Below are 23861 nucleotides of genomic sequence, written 5' to 3'. Positions count from 1 at the left end.
TCAGGGGCAAGACCACCAGGCATTGAACAAAGGCCTTTCGGTATTATTCCGCCTCCTTCTATTTCATAAAGACGACAGATTGCCATTTTTACCATCAAAACAGCCTACTTTATTTTAAAGTTGCCACTGGGTTTAATAATGTTTCCAGGCCCGGCGGTACCTCGAAATATCCCGCAGGTCACTTTTTGAGATTTCAGCCGGCTTAAAGCCTGGCATCACGCCCAGGCCGTGGCGCATCTGAAAACGCTTGATAAACTGCGGGGCCGGGTTGGCATTCAGAGACGGGCCCAGGCCCGCTTCCCCACCAGGATGACACTTTTGACAGTTGGCCATGAATACTTTTTCACCGTTGACAATGCTGGCCTGGGTAGGTTTGAAGTACTCTCCTTTGACGGGTTCCGACTTTCGGGCGGCGCAGCCTGCTACTGCCACGGCCCAAACCAGGATTAGCAGGAACAAGCATATTAATTTCAGGTAATTTCTCATAATTTATTTCCGGGTTATTTTCCAGACTACACCACTATTGGGCAGCGGTACTGACCCTTTTTCTGATGTTTTCAGAATTCCAAAATCTACAATATAAAGCGCGTTGCCCGCCGGATCAAACTTAACGGAAACAGGTCTTTCCAGTCCGCCGCTATTGTGCCAGGAGGCGGGGCCGTTGCGTTTCCCTTTGTTCACTACAAAATCTCTGATGCTGCCAGTGGCCACGTCCACCCGGACCACCTTGAAACCCACTGGTGCCATGACCTTACCTACCTGCGGAGCCATGTCGCCAAACTGCGCCACAAAGGCTTCCCCTGTAAAACCAAAGGTAGTACCTCGGGAAAAATCAAAACCACTGGAGGAAGAATGGACTCCCAGGACGGCGGCTGGTTGGGGCGGCTGATTAAGGTACTTCTGCAGGAGCGGCTTTACGGGATCACTTCCCGGCGGTTTAAACTCCTCATCATCCCGGATAGGTTTGCCGCCGGAAAAGTCAGGCCAGCCGTACCACAGCCCCTCCTTAATTTCCCACAACACGTCGCCGCTCCCCCACACGGGTCGGCTGCCTCTTACATCGTAGTTGTTTTCGGTCACGAAAAGCCGCCCATCCGCTGAAAAGGATAGTCCATACGGGTTTCGTAATCCCCATGCCACCAGTTCTGCTTGTCCACCCGTAACGGGTACCCGCATGATGGCTCCCGAACAGGGCAGGCTGCCCTTAATTACCTGTCCGGGATAAGAAGTGGTATTGTAAGCGGAAAAAGCGCCGGTCATGACTTTGGTGCTGGAGTCGGCCAGTACATTGGGGGTTTCAAAATTTAATCCTGATAAAACAATGTCCTGACAGGGTATATCGTGGAAGCGGGGCTCGCGTTTAAGCCAGCCGAAATCAGCGTTATCTACGCCAACCACTCCCGAATTAGTGGCGGTACCTACTCCGAAATAAACATAACCTTCCTTAACCACCGGCCCGTTGGTATGGTGGTCGCCCAGGGAAGGCAGGTTCTGCACCAGGGTAGTTATAGTTCCGCTGGGGGTTATTCGTAGTATTTTACCACCTTCCTGGGTACCCCCCTCGGCCACGTAGAAATTTCCCTGGTGAAAAGTAACGCCAGTCCAGGGGCCGTTGCGGGTACCGGTAGCCACCACCGTCCGAGAACCGTTGGCGTCAATACGGATGAGCTTGGGTTCAGTCCAAACTTCGCCGTAGGAGTAGCCAGCTTCAATAACGTGTAGGCGATTCTGGTCATCAAAGGCTACGGCGGTTGGAAAGTTAAAGTCGCGGGCCACCAATTCAATGGAATAGCCGGGCGGGAGCAGCACATCGACCGGATTTATTTTTCTTTCCTGCGGTAATTCCTTGATTTGCGCGCCACCGTTGGAAGGTCTCATCCGGTAACAACCCGACAGCGACACTAATAGAAAGCCTGCAAATAAAAAGTTTAAGAAAAGCTTTTTCATGTTGAATTAACTGGTAGTAAGGTAATTAATGTACTACCACTACGTCAAAAGTATGCCAGCCACTACCGTACCTGATTCGCAGGAAAAGTCAACCACCGTATATACATAGGCTGTAAACAGATTTCCACAACCTGTTTTGGCATACAACTTAATCTTTACCACTGGTTTAAAACGGAAAAAGCCCCGATTGGGGCTTTTTCTAAAAATATGAAATGATACCAGAGCTTACATAGGCAGATTGAATGCTTTTGCTACCTCAGAATAATTCTTGAAGTTGATATCGGCGTTTATTCGGGCATTCTGGGCAGGTACCAGTACCACCCGAATATCCGTAGCGGTTTCTTTGCCCTTCAAATCAACTGAGTAAACTACTACTTCCATTTTGTTACCTACCATGCGGTAGGCAAAGGCCAGGCTGCTGATACGGCTGCTGTTGAGGGTCACTACCCCCGGCACCGGAAACCAGTAACCACCGCTGTTGTAGTAGCAAAGTATCATGCCTTTTTCAATAGCGGCCATACTACTTTTAGCGGTAGACAAATCCAGACTAAGATTAAAACGCAGGTTGTCGTCTGACACCATTTGTCCCATACTGAACTGTAAGGCCCCTGCCGGATCTCCGGGGTTGCCCTTGGCACCGGTTGCTCCCGTGGTGCCGGTAGCACCGGGTGTACCAGCGGCTCCGGTAGCTCCGGTGTCACCTTTGTCGCCCTTGGGACCGGTTGCGCCGACGGCACCCGTTGGCCCCGCTACACCGGCTGCCCCCTGTGGACCTACATCGCCTTGTTCGCCTTTGCAGGAGCCCATAATTACCAAAAGAGATAATGCGCAAGAATAAATAATAGGTTTTAACATGATTGAAAAAGTTGGATAGATAAGAGGATATATTTAGTTTAAAAGGTTATTCGGCGATTCCTGGAGTACGCAATTCAGTACCCTTTCCGGACTATTCTCCAGTAAGTTATTAATAATCCGATGGTTGGGTAATAAAGTGAAGCAAGTAGGTTCCTGGCACAATTCAGGACGCACGGGAGACAGCGGAACGCTCAGCTTGACAAGCGTAATGTTAGGTATAAAAACCCAATTTCAAAGCAGATGCGCCTTACTTTTTAGCAAACGGTCATAATTTTTGCAGACGGTACTTTGGAAATTATTTCCCTGCTCAGGAAGGTCCGGTTTTTGAGAAAGGTTTTTGAATAAGGATAAAGTAAGCTTACATTGTAGGCAAGGTACTTGTTGGGTTTTTGAAAAAACAGGCACGATTGTGGCAGGTAAGTACTTAGGCCAATAAATTGACATGTAAAACCTAAAATACCCTGACCATGCGCTACCTCCTCCTGCTGCCACTCTGGATTGCTTTCCCGTTTCTTTCCGAAAACGCCTTACCTACCCCCAATCAAACGGCTTCTGCGCCGGACTGTCCGGGTGTGGAAACCCAGAAAGCGGATGGCTCCCTGATCAGTTATTCGCCCATAGAAGAACCCCTGTACCTGGCGCGGGTCATTAAGGGCGCCGACACGACCTTCGTAACTACCATTCGGGTGTCCGGAGCGAAAGCTTTAAAAAAGCCGAAAAGAGCCCGGCTGTACTTTTACAACCACAAACCGGTAAAGCTGGACGGAGAACTTGACTACCATATTCAGGACGGAAGGTATGTGTATACGTACACGGCCCTTCTGGACAGGGGCCTACTGGCCCTGCTCGGAGCCGAATCGGTAAAAGCTCTGGAAATTGATGATTATAAAGAAGAAATTGTAAAAAAGAATTCAGAAAAATTTAGCCGGTACGCCAGGTGTTTATATTAAGCCTGATAACCGCAAGTACCGGGGTTTACTCTATTAATTAAAACCACTAGTATAACTGCCATTTGATCCATTCGAGCCGTTGGAAACCCGGTTACCTTTTTCAGACCAGGTTGATATTTGCTCCACGTCTGAATCGTCGATTAGCTCAGAAAAATGTTTTGCCTTTAACTTATTATAAACAGCATCCCTTTCTTTCCTGGAATTGAAAGACCACGAAGCTACCTGCGTGGGGATCTGTACCATAATTTTCTTATAAAATTCAATACAGAATTGGTTTTGATTGGTGTCAATCAAGGTAATTGTATCGACACAATCCAGATTAACGGCTTGGTTTTGACTGGGACAACTGACAAAGGTGGCCATATTTAAAGCATCTTTTAAAAGACTAACTATTGATTTCTGTTGACCTAAAATCGACTCCAAATATCAATTCGGAGCTAAAAAAACACAACCCCAACATTTTTTCAACCCAAATCTGGTACAGGAATCTTCACGCGGTATTAGGGTAGGTAAGCCAGGTTACGATTGAGCCTCCCAACTAAATTTTCTATCATAAACTATACCAACTCCGACCTTCTATTCAGGCAACTCACCGTCCCCCTTTTTATACCTAACTATAATTCAAATGTTTACAGCCTTAATTTTATTTTTTTCTAAAAACCTGACAATTCAATAAAATGTTTTAAAATCTGGAAAAGGTGAAGCAAACTTCAACAAAAGTACTAGTAAGGAAATAATGAAATGACCTTCAGCTTTTGATTCTGCGTTTAACTGGTTCGGGCCAAAGGTCGATCAAGGTTAGAATGGCAGCTTTCCCAGGTCTACATTCCCGCCCGTCAGGATGATCCCTACCTTTTTGCCTTTGAACTGTTGTTTATTTTTAAGGAGTGCCGCAAAAGGAACGGCACCCGAGGGCTCTACCACTATTTTCATGCGCTCCCAGAGCAATTGCATAGCCGCGACTATCTCTTCGTCCGAAACCGTCAGGATATCCTGCACGTACTCCCGGATTATGGCCAGGGTTTTATCACCAAGCGGGGTAAGTAGTCCGTCGGCGATGGTTTTCACATAGGGGGCTCGTTCAATTTGCCCCGACCGGAAAGACAGGATAGCATCTGCCGCTCCTTCGGGTTCACCGGCAATAACCCGGGTACCTGGTGAGAAATAATGCGCCGCCAGCGCGGTACCACTCAAAAGGCCTCCCCCACCCACGGGAGACATTAGAACATCCAGTTTTTCTTCTACCTGCTCAAGTAATTCTTTGGCCGCCGTAGCTTGTCCGGCAATAACCCGGTAGTCATTAAAGGGGTGAATGAAGGCCGCGCCCGTTTGTTCCCGGATTTTCTGTACGGTACCCTCCCGGTCTTCGGGAGTATTTTGGCAAAAGGTAATCTCGGCCCCGTAGCCCTGTACCGCATTTATTTTGACCTGCGGTGAATTATCCGGCATTACTATGTAGGCCTTAGCCCCTACCTGTCGGGCCGCGTAGGCAATGGCCTGGGCATGGTTGCCGGATGAGTGGGTCGTAAGTCCGTTGGTTCGTTCCTCTTCCCGAAGCGAAAGGACCGCATTAATGCCCCCCCGGGCTTTAAAAGCCCCTATTTTTTGAAAATTTTCACATTTAAAGTACAGTTCAGCTCCACACAGATCATTGATGGTCTGATTGGTAAAAACGGGGGTTTTATGAATATAGGGCCTGATAAGGTCGTGTGTTTTCTCAATAACTGCCTGGGTAGGAAAGGTATCTGCTGTCATGGTCATACAATTGAATAGTACTGGTTGTGGAAAGTGGGTAGTTAAATAATGCCCCGTTTTCCTGCTGTAAAATTTGTAAAATTCTATTCGTAAAAAGAGATGTTTACCGGATAAGTTTTACTCTGGACCAAATTAACTCTCCTGGGTGTTTCCAGCCAAAAGTACTTAGGCAAGGCACTAGTTAGGTAAAATATTGAAAACTAAATGGAAAGAGGAAATGAGAAGTCTGCATCAAAGCGATTCCTCCTTTTCGTTGGTTTGGGTAATGGCCTGGTATACCAGCACCTTAAACTTTTCGCCCAGATCACCGTAGGAGGCTGGGTACTTCTGGATCATCAGGATGCCAATAAGCCTTTCCTGAGGATCGGCCCAGTAGGTGGTCCCGTATATGCCGCTCCAGTCCAGGGTACCTACCGACACGGGTCCTTTTGCGGCTTCTTTTTCAGTAGCAATGGCAAAGCCCAATCCAAATTTTTTGTTTGTTAAATTAATTTCTCCAATTTGATTGGTGGTCATTAAACGAACGGTGGCAGGAGCCAGTATTCGATTTCCGTTAAACTCCCCTCCGTTTAGTATGGTCTGAAGAAAAACGGCGTAATCGTATGCCGTGGCGGTCAGGCCGGCTCCGCCGGAAAAGTAGGTACCTTTTTCCAGGGGAAAATCCGGATAGTAGTCTTTCCAGTTTTGGGCTACCGAGGTCTCGCCTTCCTCGTATTCCGCAAAAAGTGTAGCCAGTCGGGGCGCTTTATCAGGAGAAAGATAAAATTGCGTATCCTCCATTCCCAGGGGGTCAAATACCCGCTCCCGCAGGAATTCGTCCAGGGGTTTTCCAGTGACCACCTCTATCAGGTACCCCAGCACATCGGTATTCAGTCCATAAGTAAAACGCTCGCCCGGCTGGTGCATGAGGGGCAAAGTCGCCAGTTTCCCCATCACTTCCGAAAGCTGGTAATGGGGGGTACCAATACCGCTGGGTATACCGTGTTTGGCGTAGATGGCAATAGCATTATTGAAACCTATCTGGGCATAGCCAATGCCGGAAGTATGCGTAAGCAAATCCCGGATGGTTATTTCTCTCCGGGCCGGTACCGTTGTAAAAGTAGTATCGGCCAGGTTGAGGTTATCCATAACCTTGGGGTTTCGGAAGGCGGGTATATAATTAGATATCGGATCATCGAGCAGGAATTTCCCCTCTTCGTACAGGATGAGTACGGCCGCACTGACAATGGCCTTCGATTGGGAGGCAATCCGGAATATGGCGTTACGGGACAAAGGTGCATTTTTTTCCAGCGTGTTGTACCCAAACCCTTTGTGGTAAACTATTTTTCCGTTCCGAACTACCAGGGCCACGGCTCCGGGTATCTTTTGCCGGTTCACGTACTGCTGCAATACGGTATCAATCCGTGCCAGTCGGACCGTACTCATACCTATACTTTCGGCAGAAGCCTCGGGTAGGGGCTTCTGCCGAAAAAGATAAAATAGCGCCACTCCCACCACCATCAACAGGAATAGCAGCAGACTTCGACGGGGCGTTAATCTAAAATCAATACGCATGGAAAAGGAGTCTCAGGCTATTTGTTCATTGTTGTAATAGCCTGGTATACCAGCACTTTGAACTTATCGCTGAGGTCACCGTACGAATTCGGGTATTTCTGGGTCATGATCAGGGCTACGATGCCCTCCTTGGGGTCGGCCCAGTAGGTAGTTCCAAAAATCCCGCCCCATTCAAAAGTACCTACTGAAATCGGTAGCCGGGCCGCTTCTTTTTCGGTGGCTACGGCAAAGCCCAGTCCGAATTTTCTAGCCCCCACGTTGATGTCTCCGATCTGGTTGGTGGTCATCATGCGAACTGTTACCGGACTCAAAATACGCTTCCCGCCGTACTGACCGCCGTTGAGCATGGCCTGTAGGAAAATTGCGTAATCATAAGCGGTGGACGACAAGCCGGCCCCGCCCGAATAAAAGGTACCTGCCTGCCTGGGAAAGTCAGGGGTAAAACTATTCTGAGCCGTGGATTTTATGGTTGCGCCTTCCCGGTTCTGGGTGTACAGGGTAGTAAGGCGAGCTGCTTTATCGGAGGGTAAATAAAAATAAGTATCCTTCATTCCGAGCGGTTCAAATATTCGCTGCCGGAAAAACTCGTCGAGCGATTTACCGGAAAGTACTTCCACCAGGTAGCCCAGCACATCGGTATTCAGTCCATAAGAAAACTTTTCGCCCGGCTGGTGGATGAGCGGCATGGTCGCCAGTTTATTGATGGCATCCGAAAGTTTATAGTTGGGAGTACCAATACCACTGGGAATTTTGTTTTTGGCGTAAATAGCGTTGGCTTCTTTGGTACCTATTCCCGCGTAACTGATGCCCGAGGTATGGGTCAACAAGTCCCGAATTGTGATTTCCCGTCGGGCGGGTTTGGTGGTGTACGTACTGTCTGATTCGTTGAACGAGTCAAGTACCTGGGGTTTTTTGAAGGCAGGAATGTACTTTGAAACCGGATCATCGAGCAGAAACTTACCTTCCTCGTACAAGATCATAACGGCCGTGCTGGTAATGGCTTTGGTTTGGGAGGCAATCCGAAAAATGGCATCCCTTTTGAGTGGCGATTTCGTATCCGTGTCGTCGTTGCCGATTCCCTTGTAGTACACAATCTTGCCGTTCCTGATCACCAGGGCCACGGCTCCCGCCACCCGCTGCTGGTCGACGTAATCCTGTACTACCTTTTCGATCCGCTGCAGGCGTTCGGTACTCATGCCCACGCTTTCGGGCGTCCCTTCGGAAAGGGTCTGGGCGGTTAACTGACCATGTAGCAGGGCAAGCAGAAGCAAGCACAAGAGGTAACTTTTAAAGGACAAAGATCGCGTTGGTTTCATAAACAAGTGAGGTGATTGGTAAAACGCATTTGGTAGTTTGGTACTTAGCAGCCCAAAATGTAAGAAGTTTTTATTTTTTTTCTACCTTACCCTAAACAATTATCCATTATCATGTTCAGCCGACGCCACTTCCTCCGGACCTTAGCGGTAGCGCCCCTTGGTTTAGCGTCCTACCGGCAGGCCAAAGCCACTATCTGGTCGGTCAATGGTCAGGTACCCGCTCAGGACCTGGGTACTACGCTTATTCACGAGCATATTCTGGTTGACTTTATCGGTGCCGACCAGATAAGTCCGGAGCGCTGGAAGCGGGAGGAAGTAACGAAGAAGGTACTTCCTTACCTGATGGAGGCCAAAGCCCGTGGTGTAAAAAGTATACTGGATTGCACACCGGCCTTTCTGGGAAGGGATGTGCAGTTGCTGAAAGACCTTTCCCAGCGGAGTGGCCTGCATATCCTGACCAATACCGGTTATTACGGCGCAGTTGATAACAAGTACCTTCCTCCCTGGGCCTTTACCGAAACGGCGGAACAACTGGCCAAACGCTGGATCGCGGAATTTAAAAACGGGATTGAAGGCACCCTGGTACGGCCGGGCTTTATCAAGATCGGGGTAAACGCAGGTACCTTGTCAGCCCTGCATCGCAAACTGATCACGGCCGCGGCATTGGCCCATCTGCAAACCGGCCTGACGATATGTTCGCACACGGGTCCGGCCCTTCCCGCCTTTGAAGAAATAGAAGTACTTAAAAAGTTGGGTGTACATCCGTCGGCTTTTGTGTGGGTACACGCCCAGAACGAAAAAGACAAAACTACCTACCTACAAGCCGCCCGGGCCGGTACCTGGGTTAGTTTGGATGGTATTGGCTGGGGAAATTTCAACAACTACGCCGACTGGATAGCCCTGATGAAGGACAACAATCAACTGCATAGGGTACTTATTTCACACGATGCGGGCTGGTACCGGCCGGGTGAGCCCAACGGAGGTGACTTTGTGGGTTACACCAATATCTTTACCGAACTCCTACCCCTGCTGAAAAACAAAGGCTTCAGCAGTGACGACTTTCAGCTGCTGTTGGTCCGGAATCCGGCAGAAGCCTTTGGCATCCGGGTTCGCAAGTCCTGATCAGCTGATTTTCCCACTTTTTGTCCTATGTACTTTTAATTTAAACAAAAAACGGCCCGACAGCAAAACTGTCGGGCCGGGCACTTAGGTTAAAAAGAGAGATATTTTGGAAATTATTTACCCGCCTGAGGTGTGTACAGGTTAAAGAACTGATCCAGTTTGGGAGTAATGATGATTTCGGTACGACGGTTCGCGCTGCGGCTTTCTTTGCTGTCGTTACCCGCTTTGGGCAGGTGCTCACCACGACCACCGGCAATCATACGGCCCGGCGCTACACCGTATTTCTCCTGAAGGGTCCGTACTACCGATGTAGCCCGCTTTACACTCAGATCCCAGTTATCGGCCAGGTTGTCGCTGCGGAAAGGTACGTTGTCGGTATGGCCTTCAACCAAAATCTCGATTTCTTTGTAGTCGTTCAGGATTTTCGCCACTTTGCTCAGCACGTTTTCGGCTTGCGATGTAATAGTGTAGCTACCTGAGTTAAAAAGCATTTTGTCAGAAAGCGAAACATAAACCACGCCCTTTTTCACTTCAATCTGAACGTCTTCGTCGCTAACGTCCTGCAATGAACGCTTCAGGTTCATCACCAGCGCCATGTTCAATGAGTCTTTGCGCTGAATGCTTGAGTTCAGGTTCTGGATGTACTTACCCTGCTGGTTCATAGTTTCCATTGAACGCTTGATGCTCTCAGCGCCTTCTTTTGAAATAACCGACAGGTCAGACATACGGTCCAGAAGCTGGTTGTTGTTTCTTTTCAGAAAGTCAACCTGGTCTTCCAGTTCTTTTACCCGGGCACCGCGGCTGGCCAATTCGTCTTCTCTTGTTTTCAAAGTTTGATTCAGACCGGCCGTGCGGGTATCGCAGTCGTTTAGGTCAGCTCTGGCTTTGTCAAGTTGTAGTTGAATTTCATTAGCTCGGGTTTCCAGGGCAAGCATTTTTTTCTTACTCGCACAGGAACCAAGGGTAAAAATCACCGCAATAGCAATAATTATTTTTTGCATGGGAATAGGAGGTTATTTAATTAAATTATTAGATTGAAAAAATGGTTTTAAGATTTAGAAATCAAGTGGTATAGACTATCCAAACCTGGTACTTGCCCGGACTTTCCCACTTATAAATCGCTGCAAATTTAGTACACGTTCTTGAAATAAACAGTATAAGTGGCACAACTAGCCTACATTTCTTCTGATAACACATTAAAAAACTCCTATAATGGAACGGCCATCCTGGCCGTAAAGTTCATTTTTTAGATCAGTCTTTTTCCTGATTATCAGTATAGTACCACTTCAGGCACTCATTCGTTTACTTAAAAAATATCTGCGTATTAGACTTTATAGTACGATTGAGAAGTTAAATTTCTAATATATTTATAATTATTTCTATAAACTTTTACCCAAACTACAGACCGACCCAAAATAAGTTAAGTACGGTGGAAGGCCCTGGGGATAAAAAGTACTTCTCACAAGGATAAGGAGGTCGGGCACCCCGGAATGTAATATTACAAAGCAATTTTTGTTCTTGCAAAGGTACCTATCGGGCAGAATGGAATTGACAACGGGAATTCCCCTATCCACCTGTGCTCATGAAGGATTGATTATTACCTATACCCTCACCGGGAAAGTACCGCCCCCCGCTGCCGTCAGCCGAGCCCCTTTGGCTGAAACTTCTACCGGGATGGAGATTCACCCCGCAGGGTTTGGGTTCTTTATTCAAAATTCATTTTATTTAAAAAGGAGCAATGATATCCAAAAGCTGCATAAGTCCCCAAACAAAAATAGAATGTTGGTGGCTCCCAATCCCCGCCCAATCTGAACAGACAATAAAGGCTGGAAACAAAAATGAAATTACAAAACAGTTAAATAACAAGTACCTTATCTTATCTATTTCAACGCTGTTTTTCAGGTACAACAATAACACAAAAATAACTGGAGTCAGGTAGGAACCGCTCCTTGTAATATCCGTAACGCAGCCGGAAACCACAACAAAAAGTGTAAATATGCTGGCTAATATTCCCAGAAAAACATATTTCTTTTCTTTAATTAAATAAACGGTTCCAACTAAAAACAACAACCAGAATCCTTCCAGGAAAGTCCATATTCCGATTGTCATATCGGGCAGGGTCTCTCTCAATACGGCCATATTTGCTCCCGCCCGAGGCGTATGCATATTAAAACTATGGGTTAAATAAAGACGAAGAACAAGATAGGAAATAATGGCAAGTAATACGGCTATGCTCTTTTTTTTCGGCCTGATGATCTCCCAAGATTGATACTTGTTAGCTGGAATTCCTTTGAGCTGATTAAAGAATAAAACAATGCCTAAAGCCAGAAAAGCGCGTTCGTCGGTCCAGGCGGCGACAAACGAAAATAAGTATATGGCCAGGGTATTGGAACAATAAAGGGCCATGATAATAGAAAAATAGGCGAATACATCAAACCAGGTGAATTGAAGGTCGTAGAACCCGGTCCGGCCAAAATACAGAAAGGTAATTCCGGCCACAACAAACGTGGCTGATATTTTATCGTGTAAGATTTTCAGGGAAAGCTTATAGCTATAAACTAACAGGAGAAAGCCCAAAAAATATTGCAAAATGGTGACGCCATAGGGCGAAAGATGAGTGACCCGTATAATGGCAGGTACTGTAAGCCGAAAAACTTTTTTGGCCGCCGAAATCTGGGGAGGAATATTTTGCAGGGAATTTGTTAAATCACCCGACTTTAAAAGAACGGTCTTCCAATCCAATGACGTGGGATCGAAAGCGTAATAATCCGGTTTGGCCAATGAAATACTACAAAGGGCTAAAAATAACGCTAAGTGGAATGGAAAAACTTCCGAGTTTGATTTTCGGTCAATCCACCTACATAAAGTTTCAAATATGGTGCTGGTAATCATCCCCTCTAATGCTAAAAACCAAAATGTTTTAACAAAAATCCTACGTAATCACTATCCACTTTACCAAACTGCCTCCCCTTAGCCTCACACCCCAAAACCATATAGGTGAGGCATATTGAGGCATTAGCTTTTAAGCTTTTCTCAAAAGTACATAAAGGCTTTGGCCTTAATTTCTGATAAGGAGTGACCGGAAATTTCTAACTGAGAGGATGGGTAAGATTTCTTTCTTAGGTGTGTGTTGGCCTGTTAACTGCCTGCCATGGATCTCTACAATGGACGATATATCCAGGTACCAAGGCTTAGAGGAGGAGTATGAAATTTTGTAATTCAGCCAATATTAAGAATAACTATCTATATTTTTTTATATATCGTATGAAATATTTTTGGCAGCATCGGTCACATTAGCAAAAACAAAGGCGGGTACCCCGTGGAGTACCCGCCTTTGTTGGGGGAATAATAGTTCAATCAATAGCGAATAGCCCAATAAGGATTCCGGTGCGATTTCATGCTGTCCTTGATGTGGGTGGTAATAATCCGGTCGTATTCGGCATCAGTCACTTTTCTTCCTTTCAGTTTTTTGGGCAACTTTACCTCCTCTTCCACCGGTTTCATTTCCACGTTGATGGCCGAAATGATTACGTCACCATCGTTGATATTCAGCTCCATAATTAGCCCCGGCAAACCAAAGTACCGCTCGGGACCAGCCTGAACGGGGATATCATCGGCAAACCAGGCCACAATTTTCTGATTGCGGATGGTGTCTTCGGTCACGGCCATCATGCACACATGTCCGCTGATATCCTTGATCTGGTTCATTATTTTCCAGTGGGGTACCTGCAGCGAATCCTCTACGATATACGTCCGGCCCAGCATTTCGATAATTTCCGTTTTTCGTTCTTTTTCAAAATCACGGTAAATCTCGTATTCATCCTGCCGCCAGGAGTAGCTTCCATCTTCGGTTTGCCCCTGGGTATTGAAGTAGGTGTACTTACTCTGGGTAGGGGTAAAGTTTAGTTTCATTTTTACCTTCCACTCATCATCATTAGCCCAGGTCATTTTCATCCGGTCTTTTTCTTCCTGACTCAAAAAGGTAAGTCGCGAGGCAATTTTTGTCCAGTACTGTACCCGCTCGTAGGTAACGGTTCCTTCCATTTTCTGCGCCCAGGAGGGTACGGTCAGCAGCACCAGTAGTAGTATGCGTAGGTAGTTCATTGTTTTAGGTGGTAGGTGATAGCTGTTAGGTTAGCTTTAAATTGTTTTATACCCGTTTATGGGAGCTTCAAACACAATATTCTCTGAATACGGCTCGACGACTGCTGATTCACTCAATCGCTCTTTCACTCATTCATTATTAAAAGTATCCCCGACGGCGCACGGTACCCGTTACCCCCCGCATGTTGTAGGTAAAGCTCAGCATGAAGTACCGGGCCAGGGTCTGTACCTGCTCGGTTGAAACAAAGTTCTGGCTGGCAAACTGGGAAATACCTTTGTTCTGATTGAAAACGTCGTAAGCCGTAAAACGTATCTCACCTTTCTTGTTTTTCAACATTACCTTGTACACCGACAGGTTCAGGAGGGGCTGCCGCTGGTCAAACCCAAACCGCTGATTCACAAACGTCCGGTAGGTAAATCGTCCGTTCAGGAATATATCACCGGGCATTTTCAGGTTGGTTTCTGCCCCGTAGGTACCGTTTACAATCTTCTGGTTCTGGGCTGAATTTATCGAATAACGGGTATTGGTGACGTTCCAGTTGGCACTTGGATACAACGTAAACTTATCGCTGGGGGTCAGGTCCAGGCGAACGCCAAAATAATAACCATTGGAATTGGTTTCGTTCAGGATTGTATTGATATAGGTCAGGTTGCTGGACAAATTCACGCTCCCGTTGAAGTTTATGGTAGCCTTGGTTTTCTTCAGCGGAAACCCGACTCCCATGTAAGAGCCATACCTTTCTCCTCCCGATATGTTAATGGGCCGGGTACGGGTAATGAAATTCTCATCCACAATCTGCGTGTATACAATCTGATCGTTAGAATAATTGTAATTCAAGCCAATGTACAACTGGGTAAAACTGCCCGGATTAAAGTAGTTGAAACCAGCATTGATGCTATGATTTGATTCGGGAATCAGGTTCGGATTACCTTCCCGGATAAACAGAGGATTGCTGTTGTCTATGATGGGTTGCAAATCCCGGATATTCGGCTCGTTCACATTCAGGTTATAGCCGGCGTGTAAGTACCGGTTGTTCTTCAGGTCATAGTTAAGCGACACATTAGGTGACCAGGTAAAAAACTTCCGGTCAACCCGGCCAAACTCGGTCTTGGTTTGGTCACTGGCAAATTTCCCCTTCAGATCAAACTGAATCGCCGCCAGCCCCACGGTCAGGTTCAGGCCGTTGAAGGAGTACCGGACACTACTACCCAGGCGATTATACACAAACTGGTTGGTATAATACCGGCTAAGTTGCTCATTTCGGATTTCGTTTTCTGACCGGCGGTCAAATACATCCCGGTCTACCTCGTCGTTGCGAAGACTGAAATTATAAAACGTCTCCAGGAAGAATTTCTTGGCGAACGGCTCCACAAACAGCAAGCTACCTTTTAATTGGGTACGGGAGCTAATAGTCTGGTTATTCTGGTCAATGGTAATCAGCTCGGCACCGGGGTTGGTAGTCTGGAAGAATTCGTTGACCGAACGCTGGTCGGCGTCGCCTTCGGAGTTATTGATGTTATACCCCATACTGGCCGCAAAGTTGCGTCCTTTCTTTCTGAATTTATGCCGGTAAATGGCCGTATTGCCCATGGCAAACGAATTAAACCGGTTGGCGTTGTTAATGACCGACTGGTTGGTCAGCACCATACCGGGCCGGAAAAATTGCTGTAAACTACTGTACCGGCTATCACCCCGCCCCATTCGGGAATTGCTTATTACAATGAGGGTATTCAGGGAATCAATGGTTTTTTCAAAGCGCAGACTACCCCGGTGGTTTCCGTTGAAGTTAAGACGAAGGTTATCGTCCTGGCTCAGGAAGGAAGTACTATTAAGAAAGTTTTCCCGGCTCGAAAAAGCGTCGAGGGTCTGGTCGGTCTGGTTGTAGAAGTAGCTACTGCTGAATTTGGTTTTCTTGGTATCGTAGTTGTAGTTGGCCCCACCGGCGAAGTTCTTGGTAAAGCCCCGGTCCTGACCTCCCCGACCCGCCTGAATGGTCAGGCTTTCCTCGTCGTCGCCCCCAAAACTGATAAACCGGATTCCCCCCCCACTATTAAAGCCAAAATCGCCATCGTCGCCCCAGTTAAACGACTGGCTCCCCCGGAAATCCTGGAAGTCGTCCCAGGACATACCACTCTGGTTGGTATTATTACCCAATCCAAAGAGCGCAAATTGTTGCTTATCGTTGAAGCGGTTGTAGCTCACTTTGGCTTCGGCGCGCGAATCGGTACCTACGCCCACGGTCGCTTTCCCGAAACCTCCCTTTTTGTGGCTGTCCTTTAATTCAAGATTGACCGTTTTTTCCTGCTTCCCGTCGTCTACCCCGGTTATCCGCGACTGCTCCGACTTATCATTAAATACCTGTACCTTAGAAATAGCCTCGGCGGGGAGGTTTTTGGTCGCCATTTTGGGGTCATCCCCAAAAAACCGCTTGCCGTCTACCGTTACCCGCTTAACCTCCTGCCCCTGCGCCCTGATGCTACCGTCCTGCTCAATTTGCATACCTGGCAGTCGTCGCAGCAGGTCCTCCACCGTAGAGCCCGGAGGTACCTTAAACGAAGCCGCGTTGTACTCCACCGTATCGCCCCGGATACTGAGTGGTGCTCGGGCGGTTTTGATAACCACTTCGAACAAATCCTGATTTAGAATTTTCATCTGAATTTTCCCAATGTCAGTCACCGGGCCTTCGGCCGGTTCAACTTCCATCTGGTAGGGCAGGTAGCCTACGTAGTTAACTTTCAGCAGGTACTTACCGCGTTTCAGATTTTTGAACTCGAGTATTCCGTCGTCGTTGGTGCGGCCGTAGTTGACCAGAGACGAATCCTGCGGCAACAGCAACATGACCGTCGCAAAAGGCATTTTGACCTCGGCCGTATCTACCACAGTACCTTTAATACTGAAACGTCCGGTGTTTTGCGCCTGGGTGATCCCGCTTATGGTACATAAGGCCAGGAAAAGGAGAAGTTTTTTCAAGAGTGGATGGTTTAGAGTGGTAGAGAATGTGTAAAGGACTGAATTAAAATGCTATTCGTTGCAATGGGCAATGTTAATTTTTCTTAAATTTAACTAACAGATTAGTTAAAATGCAAACACTAGCCTAAAAATATTCAATTTTCTTTTATATTGAAAATTTATTTTCTACTTTGCATTAGCAACGTCCACACCCCATGAACAACCTGCTCCTGACACTACTCCTGCATTCCAACCGACCCGCTGGACCGTCTTTACAGGGAAGAAACCCTGGCTATTGATATGCAGGATATTCTGAGAATGGACAGTCCCGACTCCACGGCCTACAAAGGCATCAAACAGTACCTGCTTGTGGTGGCGTTTACGGAAGAAAAACTGGACGGAAAAACCTACCGTGACATTTTGGAGCTGTATCAGCTTTGGGATATACAGGACAAGACCCGTCGGGTCAGGGTGGAGTCGCAGGCAGAACTGGAAGAGGAGGAAAATCGAAAGCGAAGCGAAGAACTACCAAAAGTAGTGGACGTAAGTCTGCGGGAAATTACAGCCCAGTATACCGACTCCATTGTTCAGTTCCACTACTCTATTGCTATCAGCAATAAATCAGGCCGAAAGGTAAAGGCTATCAGTGGCTATCTACAGCAATTTACCGCTACCGGAGGTACTGTACTGCCCCTATCGTTCACGTTCAAAGAACCACTTCTGCCCCGGAAAACCCGAACCGAAGTTGTGAGTACGTTGGAAAAGAAAATCTCCGGCTGGAACCGCAGCCCGTTCAGTGCGGGCAGGAGCAAGGAGAAGGTAATCTGGAAGCTCGAAGCAATTGATTTCGAGGAATAGTCAACTTGTTAGGTAACAAACTGGGTAAAGTAACCTCAGTTGTTATCCAGCCAATTCGGAGGATATTTTTTGAAGTAGGTAAATCGATACCTAACTAAATTCAACTTGCATCTACCTAAACCGCTACCCTATGAAATCACTATCTTTCCTTTTGCTCTGCATATTGGCCCTTTCGATGGGCTGTACCCACCAGCAGGAAGCCCCCGGGGTTTCCGATACTGAAGAAGTCACGGTGGATACAATTGTAGTTACGTTCAAAAATAAGCCGGACATTGATAACTATTTTCACCACACCGAAAAAATGTGGCTACGTAATGACCGGCTCATTTCCCTGTACTGGGGGACGGAGCAGGAACATATTGAAATGAAGCCCGGTCAGGTACCACAACCACTAATACTCCCACTCAAAGAGAAGTACCTGGTCCTGCGCCACAAATCCAACTACCTGGACTACAACGAGTACCTGCTCCAAAAGGGGGACTCCGTCCAGATTGAATACCGGCTGGGACGTCCCCACCTCACCGTCCTGAACCGCACTACCCGCCCTTACGACCACAGTATTGAACAGCTGGTCCGGGATTATTTCCAGTGTGGGCAATACTCATCCCTGGGTAGCTATCTGGGGGCAATTCATTTTTTTGCAACGGGATTATTATCCAGCAAGACGATGATGGCAGAAAGTAAGCGCCTTACCCAGCAACAAAAACTGGAAAGAAACGACAGGTTTTTACCTCCACTCAAAAAAGCCATGTACACGGACGCCTTGGAGTACTTACAGAAGGAAGATCAATTGCTGGATTCGCTAAAAGCCAGAGATGAAATAGCTGAAGTACCCTATAAGTACCACAAAACCAAGGTTCAGCACCTGCTCCACCTGATCGACATGGAAACTGATAAGGTACCTGAGCCGACGATTGGTAGTTTTCTCAACAATTACCGAACCAACGAGTATGGCTACCCGGAGCCGTACCACCGCCAGCTCGTGGAGGCCGTGGCGGAGAAATACATTGTCCAGAGGGCAGCGTATAAGGAGTTAATGGATGGCTCAAACCGGGACCGGAAGCAGGTTTTTGCGCAGGTAGCTACTTCTGCCCTGTTTCCCGAACATGACCGGGCTTACCTGCTGGCCCGCGAGGTCAGGCGCATCCGGCACTACTACCCCCACGAGGACTTCCTGGCTTACTTCAAGCAGTACGAGACCCTGGTAAAAGATACCTCCCTGACCCATTCCCTGCGGGAGGAGTTTGCCCTTGATCTGGACAGTAGCCGCAATGAAACAGGCTCGGTAGTACTGGCCGACTCAAAAGGCAACAAACTTACACTGGATGAAATCAAAAAACGGCACGCGGGCAAGGTTATCTACCTGGACTTTTGGGCCAGTTGGTGTGGTCCCTGCCGGGATGCGATGCCGGCATCAGCCAGTCTGCGGGAGGGACTTAAAAATAAACAGGTGGTATTTGTGTACCTTTCCATTGACAATAGTACCAAGCCGTGGCTGACAGCCAGCGCTCAGGAGAAACTGGATAAGTACCCGGAAAACTACCTGGTGGTAAACCACAAAGCTTCCGAGTTCCTCAGGAAACACAAGCTGAACGAAATTCCCCGTTACATGATATTTGACAAAACCGGAAGGCTCACCTACGCCAACGCACCCAGGGTGGAAAGCAGCGACATAGGCCTGCTCCTCACCCAACTGGCCGACCGACCGTAAGTGGATTAAGCTTTATCTAAATATCGACTCAACTCTCAAGGCCCAGCCTGATTTGGATAGCGTTTTAAATGCAAACACAGTCAGACACCCAGCCGGGACCGTACTGATTGTCAACCAGGGTGGACAAAAGTGATTTAAAATATAATTTGAAAAAACTACCGGCGGAGGCTGTCCGGGCGAAGCTTAAAAACCAGACCGATGCCGATAATCTCTGACTCTACTTCGTGGCAACGGCCCTGGGTGTAGTGGTAAGTGGCCTTCTTCCCATCCGGCATAACTACCTCGTAAGAACTGGTAGCAACTTTCCTGATTGGGCACATTCGGGCAAATCGTTCGGAGTACACCTGTCGAAAATTGATGGGCTCGTGATAATACAAGCTGGTAACGGTATGGTTAATCAAGGAAGGAAGGGGCGGGTTTTTCCGGGTGCTGGATTTGGCATCGGCAAATATAACCTGGTAGCTATCATTGGTCTGGTACGTTTTGGTCCTTTCTTTCAGTTTGCCATTCACCTCCTGGCTGGACATGGATGTCTTGAGTACGCCTCTTTCAAACTGGTTTTCACCTTTATAAACCACATCATAAAATAAGGTACTGATGGCTCCCTCTACCCGGAAACTTTCGTTGCTACTTCCTCCCACCGCCGGGGAAATTTTCAATTCACCCACATCCCGCCCAGCCAATAGAATATCATACACAATAGCCTGTCCCCGGGCCGGGACCTGAAAAAGTACGGTACAAAAAAATAAAGAAAGGAGTACTTTATTTATCAGCTTACAGCTAATCATAGGTTGATGTGGGTGACGTACATTAGTTGGTTAATCCAATTCGCCGGTAAGCCAAACGAATCGTATTCTGATAAACGCTACCGGTCGGGTAACAACGCTGATAAAGAAACTAAACGAAAGAGAGCCAAAACTGTTATCAATCAACCCGGGTTTATTCCTCTTCCTGGCTTTCCCTAAGCCTTATTTTCTGTATTGGGTAAATATTCCTACTATTGATACCCGAACTAACGATTACCACTAGTTGAAATAACTAAATAATAAGAAACGGGCAGTATCCCAGCCTAGGGGTTTTGTGCAAAAACAGATCCAATTTGACCAAACAAAAAGCGGAGACTAAAAAATAGTCTCCGCCTGCAAATAGAAAACTTTACTGGTTACTAGCTATACTATCCCGTATTTATTGTACTTTTTTTGCGCCCAACCTACCGTATCAGCAAATGCCTACCTACCTACATACTTTCCTGTTACTTCTGAGCAGCTTCCTGTTCACTAACCTGACCGGCAGCTTTGCCCAAACCCGCACTGCACCAAGCTACCCACCCACCGAACAGGGAGAGTACCTCAATCTGGTACAGGAAAAGACCTTCCGGTACTTCTGGGACTATGCCCACCCCGTTTCGGGACTCATACCCGAACGTACCGCCACCCCTAACATAGTTACCAGCGGCGGAACGGGCTTTGGAATAATGGCACTGGTGGTAGGTACCTACCGGCAGTGGATCTCGCGCCAGCAGGCCGTGGAAAGGCTACTAAAAATTACCCGCTTCCTTGAGAAAGCCGACCGCTTCCACGGAGCCTGGTCCCACTGGCTCGACGGTCGTACCGGAAAAGTGGTACCATTCAGTCTCCATGACAACGGCGGCGACCTGGTCGAAACGGCCTATCTCATAAATGGGCTGCTGGTGGCCCGGGAGTACTTTGATGGAAAAACTGCGCCGGAAACGGAGCTCCGCCAGCGAATTGACCGGCTTTGGAAAAGTGTAGAATGGAACTGGTACGTACACGAAGGTAAGCTGCTCTGGCACTGGTCGCCCAACTACAACTGGCAGATGAACCACGCCATTGGCGGCTACAACGAGTGCTTTATTACCTACGTGCTGGCGCTGGCCTCCCCTACCCACCCGATCACGCCCGAGGTGTACGTCAATACCTGGAAGAAGGCAGAACCCGATCATTATATCAATGGGAAGGAATTTGTAGGTTACCGCCTGCCCATCGGCTTCGACTACGGGGGGCCGCTCTTTTTCGCCCACTATTCCTACCTGAGCCTTGACCCCAAATGGATGCAGGATGAAGATGTCAACTACTGGGACCTGAATGTTAACCATACCCTGATTAACCGGGCTTACTGCCTCTACGAAGCACCCAAGGAGTTTGGGTACTCGGAGGAAAACTGGGGCCTCACCGCCAGTGATAACCATCAGTTTTATGGCGCCCACAATCCCAAAGAAGACAACGGTACCATTACGCCCACGGCAGCTTTGTCTTCTTTTCCGTATACCCCTGCCTACTCCATGCAGGTATTGATGCACCTGTACCGCCGGGAGGGGAACCGACTGTTTGACCAGTACGGATTTTATGATGCCTATAATAAATCCCGCGGCTGGTACTCCAACCAATACCTCGCCATTGACCAGGGACCTATGGTTGTCATGATCGAAAACTACCGCTCGGGCCTCTTGTGGAAACTGGGAGAAAAGGTGCAGGAGATGCAGCAGGCATTACCCAAAATGGGAATCAATAAACCTGAATATCCAACCGGATTTTATACGTATGTACCTGATAAACAGACCGGGCGAGTACCTTTACTTAAGCACCCGGACTTGGGGAAATACATCCTCGACTACTATGTTTCCACTCCGCAGGCTATCCGCGTCGAGATTCAGGATAAGGAAGGTAAAAAAACAGAACTGATGCTTTCCCAATCCCAAACCAAAGGCCCGCACCAGCTCACTTTCCTGACTAATCCGGGAGATTATACCATCCGGCTGTTTACGGCCGAAGGCGTCAAAGAAATGCCTTTTAAGCTGTATTAGTGAACGAGCGAAAATGGAGAAAAGCAGGAAAGGAGAGAAGCGTTGAAGGGGAACTCTGCGTACCTCCGCGCTCAACTCTCCTTTCCTCTGCGTTTGGAAACGCCAAATATTTAGCACTCCGGCAGTCTAATCAGTACTCATCTCCTGAGAGTATTCACTCAATCACTAATACACTCATTCACAAATAAATCACCACCGTATCAGCGCGGAGCCCCAGGTGAAGCCGCTGCCGAAGGCGGCGAGGCAAACCAGGTCGCCCTCTTTGATTTTGCCGGCTTCCCAGGCTTCACAAAGGGCAATGGGAATGGAGGCCGCCGTGGTGTTGCCGTATTGCTGAATGTTGTTCCAGACCTGGTCGTCGCGGAGGCCCAGCTTTCCCTGTACAAACTGGCTGATGCGCAGGTTGGCCTGGTGGGGTACCAGCATATCAATATCCGAAGACTGTAACCCGGTTTTTTGCAGCGCCTCCTGAATAACTTCGGGAAATTTTTGAACCGCATTTTTGAAAACGAGCTGGCCGTCCATATTGGGATAGTAGCTTTTATCGTCGATGAGGTCCGGATAAATGAAGAGTTCACCGTATTCCACCTCCGGAAATCCGAATTTTTCCTTTCCTAAATGGTACCCTCCGTGGCTACCCGGGCTGATCATGGCCAGTTGCTCCGCGTGGGTACCGTCCGAATGCAGGTGTGTGGTCAGTACCCCCTGGTCTTCCTTTTCGGTGGACTGAAGTACCACCGCTCCCGCGCCGTCCCCAAATATGACGGTAACATTCCGGCCTTTGGTACTAAACTCCAGGCCCATGGAATGCATCTCGGAGCCTACCAGCAGGACATTTTTGTACATGCCGGTCTTAATAAACTGGTCGGCGACGGACAGGCCGTAGATAAAACCCGAACATTGATTACGGATGTCCAAGGCCCCGATTTCGGTTTTAGTAATACCCAGTTCCCTTTGCAGCAGCACCCCGCAGCCCGGGAAGTAGTAGTCGGGGCTGAGGGTGGCAAAAATGATAAAATCAATATCTTCCTTTTGAATACCGGCCCGCTCAATGGCGATTTCGGCGGCGCGGGTACCCATGGTGGTAGTGGTTTCTTCGTGCTTTTTGGCGTACCGGCGCTCCCTGATCCCGGTGCGTTCCTGAATCCATTCGTCAGAAGTTTCCATCAGTTGGGTCAGGTCGTGGTTGGTGACCACCTGCTCGGGCACGTAACGGCCAATACCGGCTATTTTTGATCGTATCATTCGTTATTCTTTGGTTTTGAAGTGTAGCTCCATTATGATTACTTTGTAAATAAGCAGAAGCCCGGTAAATATCCAAAGTTCTTATTACGGCTTTATATATCCAACTGTTTCTACGAAAAATATAATTTACTTTTCCTTTTATTCATGGTGAAAATAGGTCTGTTATCGGATACCCACGGCTACCTGGACGAACGCCTGTTTGACTATTTTTCCGATTGCGACGAACTTTGGCATGCCGGTGACGTGGGAGCGGCCGATATCATCAGGAAGCTGGAAGCGTTTAAGCCACTACGGGTAGTTTCAGGGAATATTGACGGGCGGGAGGTACGGTTACTGTCGCAAGAAAATCTCCATTTTGAACTGGAAGGCTTTCGGGTCTGGATGACCCATATCGGCGGCGCGCCCCCCCGCTATAATCCCCAGGTCAAACCCACTTTACAACTCCAGACTCCGGATATTTTTGTGTGTGGACACTCGCACATTCTGCGCGTGATTCGCGACCCCAAACTCCGCAAACTGCTTTACCTGAATCCGGGAGCGGCCGGTCGGGAAGGTTTTCATAAAATCCGGACGGCGCTGCGCTTTATTCTTGACCAGGGTACTATCCGTTCCATGGAAGTCATTGAGTTGGGCAAACGCGGTGCGCTGTCCTGACTCCAATGTTTATTCA

Annotated in this window: 19 protein-coding genes; 6 read left to right on the top strand and 13 right to left on the bottom strand. The window is 47.9% G+C overall.

Annotated elements, in window-relative coordinates:
- Window positions 1-132: 132 nt before the first annotated feature.
- The 3 genes from VGN67_RS02450 to VGN67_RS02440 form a co-directional block, all read right to left on the bottom strand.
- On the bottom strand, window positions 133-486 hold the full coding sequence (locus VGN67_RS02450; RefSeq protein ID WP_327485179.1) for a c-type cytochrome: 354 nt from the start codon (window positions 484-486) through the stop codon (window positions 133-135).
- 3 nt (window positions 487-489) lie between these two features.
- Entirely contained in the window at window positions 490-1947 is a 1458-nt protein-coding gene (locus VGN67_RS02445) for a glucose dehydrogenase (protein ID WP_327485178.1), read from the bottom strand.
- Window positions 1948-2172: 225 nt separating this feature from the next.
- On the bottom strand, window positions 2173-2754 hold the full coding sequence (locus tag VGN67_RS02440) for a hypothetical protein (protein WP_327485177.1): 582 nt from the start codon (window positions 2752-2754) through the stop codon (window positions 2173-2175).
- Window positions 2755-3269: 515 nt separating this feature from the next.
- Between VGN67_RS02440 and VGN67_RS02435 the strand changes: the two genes are divergently transcribed.
- Window positions 3270-3752, top strand: a complete 483-nt coding sequence (locus VGN67_RS02435; RefSeq protein WP_327485176.1) for a hypothetical protein — start codon at window positions 3270-3272, stop codon at window positions 3750-3752.
- 33 nt (window positions 3753-3785) lie between these two features.
- Here VGN67_RS02435 and VGN67_RS02430 read toward each other — a convergent pair whose 3' ends face one another.
- From VGN67_RS02430 to VGN67_RS02415, 4 genes are all read right to left on the bottom strand, one after another.
- Window positions 3786-4115, bottom strand: coding sequence for a hypothetical protein (locus VGN67_RS02430; protein ID WP_327485175.1), 330 nt, complete (start codon window positions 4113-4115; stop codon window positions 3786-3788).
- A gap of 435 nt (window positions 4116-4550) precedes the next feature.
- Entirely contained in the window at window positions 4551-5507 is a 957-nt protein-coding gene (locus tag VGN67_RS02425) for a threonine/serine dehydratase (RefSeq protein WP_327485328.1), read from the bottom strand.
- A gap of 231 nt (window positions 5508-5738) precedes the next feature.
- On the bottom strand, window positions 5739-7061 hold the full coding sequence (locus VGN67_RS02420) for a serine hydrolase domain-containing protein (protein ID WP_327485174.1): 1323 nt from the start codon (window positions 7059-7061) through the stop codon (window positions 5739-5741).
- A 17-nt stretch (window positions 7062-7078) separates the two neighbouring features.
- Window positions 7079-8377 carry a serine hydrolase domain-containing protein gene (locus VGN67_RS02415; protein WP_327485173.1) on the bottom strand — a complete coding sequence of 433 codons (1299 nt, stop codon included), beginning with the start codon at window positions 8375-8377 and terminating at the stop codon, window positions 7079-7081.
- Window positions 8378-8488: 111 nt separating this feature from the next.
- On the opposite strand from VGN67_RS02415, the gene VGN67_RS02410 reads away from it, so the two are divergent.
- Window positions 8489-9499, top strand: a complete 1011-nt coding sequence (locus tag VGN67_RS02410; protein WP_327485172.1) for a phosphotriesterase — start codon at window positions 8489-8491, stop codon at window positions 9497-9499.
- A gap of 113 nt (window positions 9500-9612) precedes the next feature.
- Here the strand turns inward: VGN67_RS02410 and VGN67_RS02405 are convergent, their stop codons facing one another.
- From VGN67_RS02405 to VGN67_RS02390, 4 genes are all read right to left on the bottom strand, one after another.
- Window positions 9613-10500, bottom strand: a complete 888-nt coding sequence (locus VGN67_RS02405) for an OmpA/MotB family protein (protein WP_327485171.1) — start codon at window positions 10498-10500, stop codon at window positions 9613-9615.
- Window positions 10501-11224: 724 nt separating this feature from the next.
- On the bottom strand, window positions 11225-12391 hold the full coding sequence (locus VGN67_RS02400) for a hypothetical protein (protein ID WP_327485170.1): 1167 nt from the start codon (window positions 12389-12391) through the stop codon (window positions 11225-11227).
- Between the two features lie 465 nt (window positions 12392-12856).
- On the bottom strand, window positions 12857-13603 hold the full coding sequence (locus tag VGN67_RS02395; protein ID WP_327485169.1) for a GLPGLI family protein: 747 nt from the start codon (window positions 13601-13603) through the stop codon (window positions 12857-12859).
- 139 nt (window positions 13604-13742) lie between these two features.
- Entirely contained in the window at window positions 13743-16574 is a 2832-nt protein-coding gene (locus VGN67_RS02390; RefSeq protein WP_327485168.1) for an outer membrane beta-barrel family protein, read from the bottom strand.
- 279 nt (window positions 16575-16853) lie between these two features.
- Here VGN67_RS02390 and VGN67_RS02385 point away from each other — a divergent pair, with 279 nt between their 5' ends.
- Window positions 16854-17411 (top strand): hypothetical protein, encoded by a 558-nt coding sequence (locus VGN67_RS02385; RefSeq protein WP_327485167.1) that lies wholly within the window; start codon window positions 16854-16856, stop codon window positions 17409-17411.
- Window positions 17412-17541: 130 nt separating this feature from the next.
- Window positions 17542-19122: a TlpA disulfide reductase family protein gene (locus VGN67_RS02380; protein ID WP_327485166.1), complete on the top strand. Its 1581-nt coding sequence runs from the start codon at window positions 17542-17544 to the stop codon at window positions 19120-19122.
- A gap of 155 nt (window positions 19123-19277) precedes the next feature.
- On the opposite strand, the gene VGN67_RS02375 is transcribed toward VGN67_RS02380, so the two are convergent.
- Window positions 19278-19910, bottom strand: a complete 633-nt coding sequence (locus VGN67_RS02375; RefSeq protein ID WP_327485165.1) for a DUF6134 family protein — start codon at window positions 19908-19910, stop codon at window positions 19278-19280.
- A gap of 437 nt (window positions 19911-20347) precedes the next feature.
- On the opposite strand from VGN67_RS02375, the gene VGN67_RS02370 reads away from it, so the two are divergent.
- Window positions 20348-21946: a glucoamylase family protein gene (locus VGN67_RS02370; RefSeq protein WP_327485164.1), complete on the top strand. Its 1599-nt coding sequence runs from the start codon at window positions 20348-20350 to the stop codon at window positions 21944-21946.
- A gap of 189 nt (window positions 21947-22135) precedes the next feature.
- On the opposite strand, the gene VGN67_RS02365 is transcribed toward VGN67_RS02370, so the two are convergent.
- Window positions 22136-23191: a beta-ketoacyl-ACP synthase III gene (locus VGN67_RS02365; protein ID WP_327485163.1), complete on the bottom strand. Its 1056-nt coding sequence runs from the start codon at window positions 23189-23191 to the stop codon at window positions 22136-22138.
- 144 nt (window positions 23192-23335) lie between these two features.
- On the opposite strand from VGN67_RS02365, the gene VGN67_RS02360 reads away from it, so the two are divergent.
- Window positions 23336-23845 (top strand): metallophosphoesterase family protein, encoded by a 510-nt coding sequence (locus VGN67_RS02360; protein WP_327485162.1) that lies wholly within the window; start codon window positions 23336-23338, stop codon window positions 23843-23845.
- Window positions 23846-23861 lie beyond the last annotated feature (16 nt).

The organism is Telluribacter sp., assembly GCF_035998675.1.
GTDB lineage: Bacteria > Bacteroidota > Bacteroidia > Cytophagales > Spirosomataceae > Telluribacter.
This window is presented reverse-complemented; position numbering and strand designations above follow the sequence as displayed.

Coding starts and splice junctions, on each gene's coding strand:
- VGN67_RS02360 (WP_327485162.1), top strand. CDS start 23,336: ATGGTGAAAATAGGTCTGTTATCGGATACCCACGGCTACCTGGACGAA.
- VGN67_RS02400 (WP_327485170.1), bottom strand. CDS start 12,391: ATGATTACCAGCACCATATTTGAAACTTTATGTAGGTGGATTGACCGA.
- VGN67_RS02370 (WP_327485164.1), top strand. CDS start 20,348: ATGCCTACCTACCTACATACTTTCCTGTTACTTCTGAGCAGCTTCCTG.
- VGN67_RS02445 (WP_327485178.1), bottom strand. CDS start 1,947: ATGAAAAAGCTTTTCTTAAACTTTTTATTTGCAGGCTTTCTATTAGTG.
- VGN67_RS02405 (WP_327485171.1), bottom strand. CDS start 10,500: ATGCAAAAAATAATTATTGCTATTGCGGTGATTTTTACCCTTGGTTCC.
- VGN67_RS02385 (WP_327485167.1), top strand. CDS start 16,854: ATGCAGGATATTCTGAGAATGGACAGTCCCGACTCCACGGCCTACAAA.
- VGN67_RS02425 (WP_327485328.1), bottom strand. CDS start 5,507: ATGACAGCAGATACCTTTCCTACCCAGGCAGTTATTGAGAAAACACAC.
- VGN67_RS02380 (WP_327485166.1), top strand. CDS start 17,542: ATGAAATCACTATCTTTCCTTTTGCTCTGCATATTGGCCCTTTCGATG.
- VGN67_RS02375 (WP_327485165.1), bottom strand. CDS start 19,910: ATGATTAGCTGTAAGCTGATAAATAAAGTACTCCTTTCTTTATTTTTT.
- VGN67_RS02365 (WP_327485163.1), bottom strand. CDS start 23,191: ATGATACGATCAAAAATAGCCGGTATTGGCCGTTACGTGCCCGAGCAG.
- VGN67_RS02450 (WP_327485179.1), bottom strand. CDS start 486: ATGAGAAATTACCTGAAATTAATATGCTTGTTCCTGCTAATCCTGGTT.
- VGN67_RS02430 (WP_327485175.1), bottom strand. CDS start 4,115: ATGGCCACCTTTGTCAGTTGTCCCAGTCAAAACCAAGCCGTTAATCTG.
- VGN67_RS02395 (WP_327485169.1), bottom strand. CDS start 13,603: ATGAACTACCTACGCATACTACTACTGGTGCTGCTGACCGTACCCTCC.
- VGN67_RS02410 (WP_327485172.1), top strand. CDS start 8,489: ATGTTCAGCCGACGCCACTTCCTCCGGACCTTAGCGGTAGCGCCCCTT.
- VGN67_RS02440 (WP_327485177.1), bottom strand. CDS start 2,754: ATGGGCTCCTGCAAAGGCGAACAAGGCGATGTAGGTCCACAGGGGGCA.
- VGN67_RS02435 (WP_327485176.1), top strand. CDS start 3,270: ATGCGCTACCTCCTCCTGCTGCCACTCTGGATTGCTTTCCCGTTTCTT.
- VGN67_RS02415 (WP_327485173.1), bottom strand. CDS start 8,377: ATGAAACCAACGCGATCTTTGTCCTTTAAAAGTTACCTCTTGTGCTTG.
- VGN67_RS02420 (WP_327485174.1), bottom strand. CDS start 7,061: ATGCGTATTGATTTTAGATTAACGCCCCGTCGAAGTCTGCTGCTATTC.